At 37.6% G+C, this 12,590-nt stretch carries 14 protein-coding genes; 9 read left to right on the top strand and 5 right to left on the bottom strand.

All coding sequences use genetic code 11. The features are described 5' to 3' along the window. Positions 1-252: 252 nt before the first annotated feature. The 4 genes from BN1354_RS07345 (at position 253) to nadD (ending at position 3,070) form a co-directional block, all read left to right on the top strand. Positions 253-816, top strand: coding sequence for a nitroreductase family protein (locus BN1354_RS07345; RefSeq protein ID WP_053826716.1), 564 nt, complete (start codon positions 253-255; stop codon positions 814-816). A gap of 8 nt (positions 817-824) precedes the next feature. Next, complete coding sequence (nspC, locus tag BN1354_RS07340) at positions 825-1,967, top strand: carboxynorspermidine decarboxylase (protein WP_053826715.1); 1,143 nt, start codon at positions 825-827, stop codon at positions 1,965-1,967. Between the two features lie 173 nt (positions 1,968-2,140). Further along, positions 2,141-2,383, top strand: coding sequence for a GlsB/YeaQ/YmgE family stress response membrane protein (locus BN1354_RS07335; RefSeq protein ID WP_045089060.1), 243 nt, complete (start codon positions 2,141-2,143; stop codon positions 2,381-2,383). An 81-nt stretch (positions 2,384-2,464) separates the two neighbouring features. Then, positions 2,465-3,070 (top strand): nicotinate (nicotinamide) nucleotide adenylyltransferase, encoded by a 606-nt coding sequence (nadD, locus tag BN1354_RS07330; RefSeq protein ID WP_045089061.1) that lies wholly within the window; start codon positions 2,465-2,467, stop codon positions 3,068-3,070. On the opposite strand, the gene BN1354_RS07325 is transcribed toward nadD, so the two are convergent. Genes BN1354_RS07325 through BN1354_RS07310 form a run of 4 tightly spaced genes read right to left on the bottom strand, consistent with a single transcriptional unit; the run spans position 3,040 to position 8,249 of the window. Then, positions 3,040-5,271 (bottom strand): tetratricopeptide repeat protein, encoded by a 2,232-nt coding sequence (locus BN1354_RS07325; protein WP_053826714.1) that lies wholly within the window; start codon positions 5,269-5,271, stop codon positions 3,040-3,042. The two genes, nadD and BN1354_RS07325, sit on opposite strands and share 31 nt — an antisense overlap. An 8-nt stretch (positions 5,272-5,279) precedes the next feature. Next, on the bottom strand, positions 5,280-6,128 hold the full coding sequence (locus tag BN1354_RS07320; RefSeq protein ID WP_053826713.1) for a hypothetical protein: 849 nt from the start codon (positions 6,126-6,128) through the stop codon (positions 5,280-5,282). 25 nt (positions 6,129-6,153) lie between these two features. After that, the gene (gene serB / locus BN1354_RS07315; RefSeq protein WP_053826712.1) at positions 6,154-7,386 is read right to left on the bottom strand and encodes a phosphoserine phosphatase SerB; all 1,233 of its coding nucleotides are present in this window, start codon (positions 7,384-7,386) and stop codon (positions 6,154-6,156) included. A 20-nt stretch (positions 7,387-7,406) separates the two neighbouring features. Next, positions 7,407-8,249 (bottom strand): DUF4922 domain-containing protein, encoded by an 843-nt coding sequence (locus BN1354_RS07310; protein ID WP_053826711.1) that lies wholly within the window; start codon positions 8,247-8,249, stop codon positions 7,407-7,409. A gap of 115 nt (positions 8,250-8,364) precedes the next feature. On the opposite strand from BN1354_RS07310, the gene BN1354_RS07305 reads away from it, so the two are divergent. Continuing rightward, a complete protein-coding gene (locus tag BN1354_RS07305) occupies positions 8,365-8,838 on the top strand; it encodes a DUF4348 domain-containing protein (protein ID WP_045089066.1) in 474 nt (157 codons plus the stop codon). A 9-nt stretch (positions 8,839-8,847) separates the two neighbouring features. On the opposite strand, the gene cdd is transcribed toward BN1354_RS07305, so the two are convergent. Then, positions 8,848-9,330, bottom strand: a complete 483-nt coding sequence (gene cdd / locus BN1354_RS07300) for a cytidine deaminase (RefSeq protein ID WP_045089067.1) — start codon at positions 9,328-9,330, stop codon at positions 8,848-8,850. 6 nt (positions 9,331-9,336) lie between these two features. Here cdd and BN1354_RS07295 point away from each other — a divergent pair, with 6 nt between their 5' ends. From BN1354_RS07295 to BN1354_RS07280, 4 genes are all read left to right on the top strand, one after another. After that, positions 9,337-10,284 carry a glucosaminidase domain-containing protein gene (locus BN1354_RS07295; protein WP_045089068.1) on the top strand — a complete coding sequence of 316 codons (948 nt, stop codon included), beginning with the start codon at positions 9,337-9,339 and terminating at the stop codon, positions 10,282-10,284. Between the two features lie 73 nt (positions 10,285-10,357). After that, the gene (locus BN1354_RS07290; RefSeq protein ID WP_053827239.1) at positions 10,358-10,951 is read left to right on the top strand and encodes a DUF4290 domain-containing protein; all 594 of its coding nucleotides are present in this window, start codon (positions 10,358-10,360) and stop codon (positions 10,949-10,951) included. A gap of 6 nt (positions 10,952-10,957) precedes the next feature. After that, positions 10,958-11,479, top strand: coding sequence for a ribosome maturation factor RimM (gene rimM / locus BN1354_RS07285; protein WP_053826710.1), 522 nt, complete (start codon positions 10,958-10,960; stop codon positions 11,477-11,479). A 34-nt stretch (positions 11,480-11,513) separates the two neighbouring features. After that, a complete protein-coding gene (locus BN1354_RS07280) occupies positions 11,514-12,542 on the top strand; it encodes an ABC transporter ATP-binding protein (RefSeq protein WP_053826709.1) in 1,029 nt (342 codons plus the stop codon). The last annotated feature ends 48 nt before the right edge of the window (positions 12,543-12,590 follow it).

The following is a 12,590-nucleotide window of genomic DNA, read 5'->3' as shown; positions in this document are numbered from 1 at the left end:
TAGTTCAGTGTTGGTGTAAATATAATAAAAAAACCATTTACTTCAAATAAAATTAGGTTTTTAAAGTTAATATAGTTTAAATATTCTAAATGACAGTTTTTATGTTATAATATTTAGCGAAAAAAAATATTGAGCGAGTCTTAAAATTCTAAAGTTCCTTTCTTTTGATTATTATTGCAATTTCTTTTGAGATAAGCACTATATACATAGTAGAATTGATTTTATAGTTTACATAATAACTGATAATATAAAATGGGAAATTTTCAACAATTACAGATAAAACGACGAAGTGTTCGCAAGTACATAAAAGAGCAACTTAAGCCGGAAGAAACAAAAAAGATTCTGGAGGCAGCACTTCTATCGCCCACTTCTAAGAATAAGCACTCATGGAGTTTTATAGCTGTAGAGGATAAGGAAACAATAGCCAAGTTGGCAGAGTGCAAACCTCAGAGTGCATCTTTTATTACCGAAGCACCCCTGGTAGTAGTAGTTGCAGGCGATCCGCTAATCAGCGATGCATGCATAGAGGATGCCTCAATTGCAGCTATCAACATGCAGCTGCAGGCTGAAGAGCTGAACATTGGCAGCTGCTGGATACAGGTTAGAAATAGGTCATACTCAGATAACATGACATCAGGCGAGTATATAAATGAACTGCTTGATATACCCATGCCTCTAGAGGTAATTTGTATGATTGCTTTTGGTAAAAAAGAGGCAAACAGGAGGCCAGCTGATATAAACAACCTGCGCTGGGAGAAAGTGCATATTGGCAAATACAGGTTAGAGTCAGCCAGTTCAGAACAAGAAGAAAAATAAAAATTAAGATGATAGATATATTAAAAGTACCATCGCCATGCTTTGTAATGGAGGAGGATCTGCTGCGAAAGAACCTGGCATTGATTAAGTCGGTTAGTGACAGAACCGGAGTTGAAATAATTCTTGCCTTTAAAGCCTTCGCAATGTGGAAATCCTTCCCTATATTTCGTGAGTATATTGATCACTCCACAGCTAGTTCCGTTGCCGAAGCCCAGCTCGCTTTTGAAGAGATGGGAAACCTTGCACACACATATGCACCGGCATATACAGATGAGGATTTTCCTCTGTTTATGAAATACAGCAGCCATATTACCTTCAACTCACTTTCACAGTTTGAGCGATTTTATCCACAGGTTTTATCTTCGGGTAAGAATATAAAGTGTGGACTAAGAGTCAATCCGGAGTATTCGGTAGTTGATACAGCTCTGTATAACCCAAGCAGTCCCGGTTCCCGTTTAGGCGTAACATCGTCAAAATTAGGAGATACATTACCCGAAGGGATAACAGGATTACATATGCACAATCTGTGTGAAAATAACTCGTATGATCTTGAGAAAACACTTGAGGTATTGGAGAATAAGTTTGGAAAGTTTTTCGGAAATATTGAGTGGCTGAATCTTGGAGGTGGTCATCTTATGACCCACAAAGATTATGATACTGATCATCTAGTGAATTTGCTTATCAGTTTCAAAAAGAGATACCCAAATCTGGAAATAATTATGGAGCCGGGTAGTGCCTTTGCATGGGAGACAGGAGTATTGGTGGCAACTGTAGCTGATATTGTAGAAAACAATGGTGTTAAAACAGCAATGCTTAATGTCTCGTTTTCATGCCATATGCCCGATACATTGGAGATGCCATACAAGCCAAGAATCAGAGGAGCTTACCAGGAGCCGGTAGAGGGTAAACCAACATACCGTATGGGTGGAAATAGCTGTCTTAGTGGAGATTTTATGGGTGACTGGTCATTCGACAATCCTCTTAAAATTGGAGACAGGATTGTGTTTGAAGATATGATACACTATACCACTGTTAAAACAACTATGTTTAATGGTGTTTCTCATCCATCGATAGGAATATGGACCAGTGAGAATGAATTTAAACTTTATAGGAAGTTTGGCTATGAGGATTATAAAAGCCGTATGAGCTAACATCTTGTAATATAGTTATATGTGAAGTGTTTGTTTGCACTTATCATTAAAAATTTCGTAACATCGTTTTAAGTTTTTGTGTTAATGTTAAACTATTTATAAGTTTTCATTGTTTAATTATCAGATTTGTTAATACAATATTGACAAAAATTATTAACTAAAAACTTTACAATATGGGATGGTTATGGTGGATAATTATCGGAGCAATTGCCGGATGGCTTGCAGGTAAATTAATGAGAGGCGGAGGCTTTGGACTCTTGGTCAACATCATTGTAGGTATTGCCGGTGCAATAATCGGCGGGTGGGTTTTCGGCCTTCTCGGTATATCAGCAAGTGGTATTTTAGGAAGTCTTATTACCGCACTGGTTGGGGCAATTTTATTACTTTGGATTATATCACTGTTTAAGCGAACGTAGATATTATTCATCTAAAGGCACTAATAAAGATCGGTACTTCTAGAAAAAGGGGTATCGGTTTTTTCTATAATCATAAATAAAATGCATAAAAGAGAGATAGGTATATTTTCAGGTTCATTCAATCCAATCCATAACGGACATTTGATGCTTGCAAGCTATCTAAGTGAATTCACCTATCTGGATGAGGTGTGGTTTGTGGTAACCCCTCATAATCCGCTGAAAGATACTAAAACCCTGATTGAAGATGATGTCAGGCTTGAAATGGTCAAGATCGCAGTGGAAGGGTATAAAAAGCTGTCAGTATCAGATGTGGAGTTTAATATGCCGCGACCATCTTTCACGATAGATACCTTAAATAGACTTTCTATAGAAAACCCGGATATAAACTTCACACTGATAATAGGAGCTGACAACTGGTCGATTTTTAACCGTTGGAAAAATGCTAATGAGATTATAAGCAAATATAAAGTACTTATCTATCCAAGAGCAGGCAGCGAGATTATTATTCCTGATTCATACGGACAAAATGTACAGTCAGTTAATGCACCTGTAATAGAGGTTTCCTCTACATTTATACGCAAATGTATCAGTGAAGGGAAAAGTATGCAAGCATTTGTGCCTGAAAAAGTGTATAAGTATATAATTGAGAAACGACTCTATTTGACCTCTGAATCACCCGAGTCATAAAGCATTTTATCGATAATTACAGGCAAAATATCAGTATCTACACCAGCCTCCTGTAATTCGTCAATATCATCCTTAAGCATTTTCAGGAAAGTATCGAAACTGCCAGTCTGCTTATATGATAGGGCATACAGTTTTACTGCATCCCTGTTATTTGAAAGACAAAGTTCAACATGCCCTGCGTTGAGATAGTCATGAGCATTTGGTTTGTTTTCAAGAATCCGCTTGTAGTATCTCTGTGCAATATCAAACTTCCTTGATAGGAATGCACACCATGCGATCGATCTCCATGCACGTGTGTTATTGCTGTTAATAAGCTCCACCTTGAAGTAGTAGTTAAGAGCCTCATCATACTGCTTCAGTTCAAGGTAACAGTGACCAATATTAAGCTGTATATTCAAATCATCAGGTCTGAACTGCTCAAGTCGGCGATAATATTCCAAAGCTGTATCAGCCTCCTTCAACACCCTGTAACAGTGGGCTATACGGTTAAGCAGCCATGTGTTGTTGTCCTCAATCAGGTCGGCATGCAGATAAGCATCAAGTGCCCCTCTTATATCTACCATCATCTGCTTACAGAATCCTATTTTTTGCCACACCTCACTGTTTCCCGGCACTTTCCCTGCCAGCATATTATATGCACCAAGTGCTTCATTGAAGTTGTTTTTCTCAAAGTAATAGAGAGCAATTTTCTCTAGATTTTTAGTTTGCAGTACAATCGGCTGAAATGCCTCTATCTCGTGATAATTGAGCGGGAGACTGAATATGTCAGTGAAGTCGGCTCTACGAGGATGTAGCTTGTAAAAACGATAAAGATCCTGTATATACTGTTTGATTATTGTAGATTCCTTCTGATAAGGATTCAGTGTCATCTCCTCCTCCTGAATCTTTTTCAGTTCATCACCTTCAGAGCCAAGCTGATTAATCATCATACTGCGGTATTGCTCAGGCATCATCATAACACTGAAAGAGAGAGAGTACTTGTCGGAATTACATATTATTGAAGAGCCCAGCATAGTATCGATAAACTGATCACTTTCACCCGATTTGGAGAGCAGTCGCTGGAGACTACTATGTTGGGGATCATATGGCATAAACCAGTTACTCATCTCATTAAAGAATGGATAGTTCTTAAGATTAGAGAAAGTAGAGTGAAATACATCAGCACCCTCAAGCTGCAGATCAGAAAACTCCTTAAGCTTATCTGTCAAGCCACTTTCTTCAAGTATCTTCTGCCATTCAGGATTTTTATCATCAATACCACTTTCTTCCATCCATTCGTCAAGCTTTATCTTCTTGCCAATCATGGGACTCAGTTTCATCATCTCAGGAATTATCTCCTCAGTCAGTCTCTTCGTAATCTTCTCAGTCTCATGAGCCTGAATAAACCCGAGTACAGTAGCCATAAACCGTCGGGTAAACTGTGCATCATCCGACAGTAGTTTCAGTCGGTCACTACATTCCGGATATAGATGCCACCTTGTTCTGTATCGCTGAAAAATTGGAATAATACCGGTTATTGCGCGAGCAGATATTTCAGCTTCATGTCTGCGGCAAACATCAAGCAAAAAAAGTACTTTTGCAGCATCAAAACGCTGCATTATATTAAGTGTAATTGCCGAAATCAACATACACTTATCATTCACAGGTATTGTCTCATTCTCAATAAAACTATGTAGCGATTTTATGAAATCAGCATTAGCTCTTGGAGAAACAAAAATTGAATAAAACAGATCTCTAACACTATTTTCATGAGCAATAGCACACGGTATTTTTCGTAATTCTTTTTCGGGGCCTTCGTCCAGTAGTTCAATAATTGAGGAGATGTCTGTCTGTTTTACAATGGTGTGTATATATTCATCGATTGAGATTGTATTACGAACATTCATTAATCTTTCTCTCTCGAAAAAAAAAGATGAACTATCCCTTACAAGCAGATTCTCGGCAGCATCATCAGTAATAGAGTAAATATCGCGAATAAGCTTATTATAGATTTTATCCTGATCCGGGTCACCCTTACCTTCAACAAGGTAATGGAGCATAAATTTATAATTTGTTTCCAGCTCATCAATTTTTTCGGAAATAGCCCAATTATGTTGCAGTTCAATAAGCTCTTTTACGCTATCAATTGCATGCTTTAATTGTTTCTCTTCTATAAAACTATGAATTTCTCTTACTTTTCTATTTATTTTAGTTGGACTCATAAATTCCTTTATGTTGTTTTTTCTTTTATAATAAGTGTGGATGGCAGAAATTCAATCCAGGGTAATGAGGTGGCAATCAGTTTGTACCACCCATCTATGCCAAAAATACAGAGATCCTGATTTATTATAAAATCGTTATCAATCTTTTTGTTTACGTCCCACAGATACATTCTATCATCAGCTTTTTTTACATAGGTCTGATATATCTTCTGCATCTTGGGATTTGACTCAATAGCTCCAATTGCATCCCAAACCATTATATCAACATTCTCTTTTTGTACAAAACGCATTGTTGTGTAAGGAATTGCCTGAATATCAGTTGTACTTAATATTGGAACAAATATATTTTCAATACGTTTCAGGTTGTTATAAATAAACAAACCTATAGAAATAGAGTTCAAATCAAGCAGTGAAGTGATGTTGTTCATCATTTCAAACTCATTCTCTGTAAACTGCTCCTGTATGTATGCGTCAGAATTGGCAGGGTCGCTCTTTAACCTGTTATATTTCTGAAATATATCAGGAGACAGAATACTCCTGTTAATTCCAGCCACAATGAAATCGCTATTCTGCTCTTTTGAAACATTGATAATTTCTGATACGTAATTATCATATCTTCTGGCAAAATAACGAATAGTGAGTTTGCTCTTATCAATGATGTCTATGAAATCTTCTAATTTATTTTGATTATCATGATTCTCTTTTTCAATCAGATGTAGAAAGGTGGCAGTGGATTTTTCAGATCTTGATCCGGCTAAACTTACTGCCATTCTGCTTAAAACCCGGCCTATCTCAGGATCAGTGAAACAGACAAGAACATTAAGCGGCTTCTTTAAAATATTTTCAACAGATTCCATAAATTATAAAATTTAAATAGCAGAATCAACCTTTAAGCATCTCACTGTCGAGCATAGAGTCTTTATATCCAAGGAAGTACAATATACCATCGATACCCACAGACGATAGTGATTGCCCAGCATTTTGCTTAACCTTTGGCTTAGCATGGAAAGCGATACCCAGACCGGCGATACCAAGCATTGGAAGGTCGTTTGCCCCATCTCCAACTGCTACAGTCTGCCTTATATCAATCTTCTCTACCTGTGCTATAAGCGAAAGAAGCTCAGCCTTCTTTTTTCCGGTTATTATATCGCCCAGATAGTTACCGGTTAGTTTACCATCAACAATCTCCAGCTCATTTGCATACATATAATCAAAACCATACTTGTCCTTAAGGTAGTTACCAAAATAGGTGAAGCCTCCCGATAGAATTGCAGTTTTGAAGCCAACTTTCTGGAGTACCTTCATCAGTCGGCCCAAACCTTCCGTAATTGGCAGATTCTCAGCCACCTCTTTAAGGACAGATGCATCGAGACCTTTCAATAATTTAATCCGCTGTTTGAAGCTCTCCTCAAAATCGATATCGCCATGCATTGCCGACTCTGTAATGGCTTTTACTTTATCCCCAACACCAGCTCTTTCGGCAAGTTCATCAATCACTTCAGTCTGAATAAGTGTAGAGTCCATATCAAAGCATATAAGACGACGCATCCTTCTATACATACTCTCTTCCTGAAATGAGATGTCGAAATTAAGTTTGGATGAGAGCTCAAGGAACGACTGCTGCATTTTATTCCTGTCTGCCAGGCTTCCGCGTACAGATAGTTCAACGCACGACTTAGCAGCTCGCTGTTTTTCATCAAGCGGGATACGACCTGTCAGTCGTATCATATTATCGATATTAAGATTTTGATCTGCAATAATTCTGGAAACGGCTGCAATCTGTTCTGCCGTGAGTATTCTTCCCAGCAGCGTTATGATATACCTGTTCTTGCCCTGCATTGCTACCCAGTTTGAGTACATTTCTGCCGAAATAGGAGTAAATTTGATATTCACATCCATCTCATATGCTTTGAAAAGCAGATCCTTGAGGATTTCACCAGAATTGTTGTGCATCGATTTAAAAAGTATACCTATTGCTACATTTCTGTGGATGTCCGACTGACCAATATCCAGAATAAATGCACCATGCTTTGCCAGAATCTCGGTCAAAGCAGCAGTTAAACCCGGTTTATCCTCTCCATTAATATTGGCTAAAATAATTTCTGAATTTTCCATTTTAATTTTTTATTATGTTGTTACATAATTGGTAAAGATACCTGCATATAGATATCTTCAATATCCTGTTTTTCTATTTTGTTGAAATCCTCCTCTCTCACAGTGATGATCATTCCCGACATATCAAGGGCTCCAGGACTTATCAATAGTTTCTTACTGCCCTCTTCATAATACTGTTTTGGGCGATGAGCTTTTCTTGGGAAAATATGTATTTTGTATCTGTCTCCCTCCATAAAGGTGATAATGTTTAACATCGGCTCCTCTTCTTCAGGCTGAAGAGTGCGGAGATACTGATAAACCTCTTCAAAAAGCTCAGTGCATTCAGAAATAGTTGACCCCTCGATGATAAGGCATGATCTCAATTCATTGTCACCCTGTGTAAGTTCTGCTGTTTTGAGTCCTGCCTGCAGATGAAAATGATCTGGTGCTGAAGCACCGCTTTTCGGACCGTTGTAGAAAACCACATAATCCGGCAACTTTTCCGTCAATGTAAGCATTTCACCTACCTTATGCCTGATGCGCTGAGGAACATGTGAAAATAGCGGAATGGTCAGATGGTTTCTGAGAATTGGGAAAGGGTTACATAAAATTAAATATTTATCTAAAAATATTATACCCTTCTGTTCCGATGGTCGGTTTTGTTCACACAAAAAACAGGGTCTTTCATCGATAAACTTTTTATCTATTTTTGCTCCTGTAGATGTAATTCTTGCAGGGTTGAACTGAACTTTTACAGAGATGTTGTCTCCCCAGTTAAGCTGTTTAACCATCACATCATCAAGTTTAAGAATTGCATCGTTCAATTGAGGCCACTCTTTTTTCTGTAAAGAGAAAAGATTTTCTATATCGTTCTGTAAGCTCATTATAATATTTTTTTGTAGTAACAAAGATAAGGATAATTTTTACTATTTGGTTATCAAGTTTTTTTATACCTTTGTGAGACAATAGAGGGGTTATTTAATTTACTTTTTATAACAAATGAAAAAAGCAGCTTTTTTATTTTTCTGCATTATTTTGGTGTTTCTCATCTCATGCACTCAAAACAGAGGTGAAAAGGGTATGAAAGGTAAAGAGATAGCTGATTCGGCTCTTACAGAAGAATTTGAGGTTGAAGAGTTCAGTGAGTTTATGGAAAGATTCAGTTTGGAAGAGTCATTTCAACTTCAAAGAATAAAATTCCCAATAAGTGTTATCGTTCCTGATACAGGCAATGAAGGTATGGCTCCAATCAGGGAAGTGATTGGCAGGTATGACTGGGAACCGCTTGACCTGACATATGATAGTACTTACTTAACCAGGCCATATGATCAATATTACCAGGTTGTACGCTTCAATAATGATACTGCGGTTGTCGAGATAAGAGGTATTGACAATGGTATTTACGCAGATTATTATTTTGAGCTTATCGACAGGAAATGGTATCTTGTAACACTCTATGAAGCCTCTTTCTAAGAGATTCAGCTATTTCTTGAGCATTTCGTCACCAAAACTTAGTGGTAAAAGATCTTTTATACTGCTAACAACATAAACTGAGTCGTTACCGCACATCATAACCTTCATTGGTGAATTGAACCGGTTCTCTGCCTCAAGTAGTACCTGCCTGCATCCACCGCAAGGAGTGATTACATCTTTTGTAAATTCCCCTTTATTCCATGCTGCTATAGCGATAGCTTCAACTTTCTGATCAGGATATTTGGAATGAGCATAGAAAACAGCAGTTCTTTCAGCGCATAATCCCGAAGGGTATGCAGCATTCTCCTGATTATTTCCGGTGATTATTTCACCATTGGCCAGTAATGCTGCAGCACCCACGTGAAACTCAGAGTATGGTGCGTAAGAGTTTAATGTTGCATTTTTAGCTGCTTCAATAAGTTTTTTTTCGATATCGGAGCACTCCTCTATCGGATAAACAGTTATCTTTGTGGATAAATTGATTTCTTTCATATTATAATGCAATATTTATCTTACAAATATACATTTATTTCATCGTTAACGCTATTACTATCATTTTTATTTAATATTTCTAACCTGTCAGCTCAATCTGGGGTAAGAACATATGAATTATACATTGAAAGATATAGTGATCTGGCTATACAGCATATGGATAAATATGGTATTCCTGCATCCATAACGCTGGCACAGGGTATATTAGAATCGGGTGCAGGTATGAGCGATCTGGCAAGACGATCGAATAATCATTTTGGAATTAAATGTCATAGCGTGTGGAGCGGACCCAGAGTGTATGCCGCAGATGATACGCCAAATGACTGTTTCAGAAGTTACAGCAGAGTTGAGGATTCATATCAGGACCATTCAGAGTTTTTAGTAGGTAGTGCCAGATACAGATCTCTGTTTGAGCTTTCGATTACGGATTATAAAGGATGGGCAAGGGGACTACAAAAGTCGGGCTACGCAACAGATAAAGCCTATGCCAATAAGCTTATAAAACTTATAGAGGATTATGAACTTTACAGGTTTGATGACAAGAAGTATCGACGCGGAGTTAGCAAACGCGACCGTGAAGCTATTCGTTCGGCAGAGTCTTCAAGGGCATCATGGACACATGAGCCTTATATAACACATGGACTGGTATATGTGATTGCTGTAGATGGTGATACGTTTGGAAGTATTGCAAAAGAATTTGGTTTCAGTGAAAAGGATTTACTGAAATTCAATGAGGTGCCTGAGGATTTCCCACTTAGTGAAGGTGATATAGTATATTTTCAGAAGAAGAAGACAAGGGCGGACAAGCCTTATGAATATCACACGGTGCAGGTAGGTGAATCTATGTACAGTATATCTCAGACTTATGGAATACAACTGAGGAACCTGTACAGGCTGAACAAAAAGAGTTATGAATACATTCCTGAAGAGGGTGATGTGCTAAAATTAAGATGATTTCATTATGATATGAATGAAAATATTTTTTTCATTTGTATGAATAAAAAAATAAAAGATGAGAAATATGGAAATGAAATATAATACTCAAAAAGAGAAACTTATAATGCCTGAATACGGACGCAATATCCAGAATATGGTAAATCATTGCGTAAGTATTGAAGATCCTGAGGAGCGTAAAAGATGTGCCAATGCAATAATTGATGTTATGGGCAATATGTTTCCTCACCTTCGCGATGTTAATAATTTCAAGCATATCCTTTGGGATCATCTTGCAATCATGTCGGATTTCAAACTGGATATTGATTACCCATATGAGGTAATTAAAAAAGAGGAACTCTATTCTTCTCCGGGACGACTAGAATATAGTCGCCCAAGCATGAAATATCGTCATTACGGTAAAATTCTTGAGAGGATAATCAACATCGCCACAAAAATGGAGGATGGAGAAGAGAAGAAACAGCTGGTTAAACTGATTCTCAACCAGATGAAGAGATCATATGTTCAATGGAACAAAGCAATTGATGATGAAAAGATCTTTGAAGATTTAAGAGAGTTGTCGGGTGGAAAACTTAATATTAAGAGTGAAGACTATTCAATTCCTGAAATAAAAGTTACACCAAGCCGCACTAAACTTAAGAATATAAAATATCAACGAAAAAAATAAAAAAGGATGATCTCAGAAAAGGATATCATTAAAATTGGCAGCACTCAAAAGCCTTATGGAATAAAAGGGGAGATAGTCATACTTTTTTCAAGGGAAGAATTTGCTGAAGCTGATTCCGAGTACTATTTCCTAATGATTGATGGTATCCCTGTTCCTTTTTTTATTGAAGAATTTACATTCACAACAGATCGGTCTGCACGTATTAAATTTGAGGATATTGAGGATGAAAAAGATGCTTCTAAGTATTTGAATCTGGATGTGTATGTGCCACGCAGCATTCTCACTGAGGAAAATCCTGAAATAGAAGAGAGCTGGCACCTGTTTGTGGGTTATGATATTGTGGATCAGAGTGGAAACATGATTGGCACAATCAGCGATGTTGACGATTCTACATTAAACGTGCTTTTTATACTATCGAAAGATGATAAGGAGCTCCTTATTCCTGCTACAGAAGATTTTATAATTATGATAGACGATGAGAATAAAGTAATCGAGATGAATCTTCCAGAAGGTCTTATTGATAGTTAATAGTTGTAACTGGTTACAGATCACATATAATCGAATGCCTTTCCTTCAAATTTCAGATGTAACAATAGGTTATACAGCAAAAAACAGGCTAAATGTAATACAGACAAGCCTGAATTTAACTGCTGAGGAAGGAGAGCTTATTGTTCTGGTCGGCAAAAACGGTTGTGGTAAATCAACACTCATAAGATCTATTGCCTGCCTTCAACCAATTTATGGAGGCAGAATAACACTTAACGGGAAAAATTTAACTGAACTCTCACCGGCAAAGAGAGCGCGACTACTTTCGATAGTGCTTACTGAACAGCAATCAGTTGCCTCTTTTACAGTCAAAGAACTTATATCAATTGGGCGCGATCCATATACAGGCTGGTTGGGTAAACTTACTGATAAAGATATAAGGATTGTTTCGGAAGCTGCTGAACTCACTTATCTTAAAGGGTTCGAATATAGGAACATTCATGAGCTCTCTGACGGTGAGCGGCAACGTGTGTTTATAGCAAGAGCTCTGGCACAGGATACCCCAATGATAATTCTTGATGAGCCTACTTCTCACCTCGACCTGCCAAACCGTATAAATATTTTGCTTCTTCTCCAGAAGCTTGCACGTGATACCGGAAAGACGATTATAATTTCTACTCATGAGCTGGAGACCGCTATGCAGGTGGCCGACAAGCTCTGGATTATGGAAAACAGGGGAGGGGTTACTGTTGGTATTCCTGAAGATATGGTTCTTAACGGTAGTTTTGATAAGGTATTTCATCATCACAATTATGAGTTTGATAAAGAGTATGGAAGTTTTGTAGTGCAGAAACAGCTGGATAAAAAAATAACAACTTTCGTAGATAAACCTGATGGTTTAATAGCAAGATGGACTACAAAAGCTCTTTCGAGAAAAGGATACAGGATTGTTGAAGATGCTCCCGTGAGACTTTACGTTGATGAGGGTAGTCGCACCTGGACAATCAGAAAGGATAACCAGTCACTCGTAACCTATAGCATTGAAGATGCATTACGGGGAATAGACGAACTTTATCAACCCTCCAATTCGTCAGCAAACCTGTAGAATGCCTCTCAATTTTTTATTATCTTTGCAAGATTTCAGGTGAAATAA

This window comes from Lascolabacillus massiliensis (assembly GCF_001282625.1).
GTDB lineage: Bacteria > Bacteroidota > Bacteroidia > Bacteroidales > Dysgonomonadaceae > Proteiniphilum > Proteiniphilum massiliensis.
Note: the sequence above shows the minus strand (reverse complement) of the source record. Positions and strands in the feature narration are given on the sequence as shown.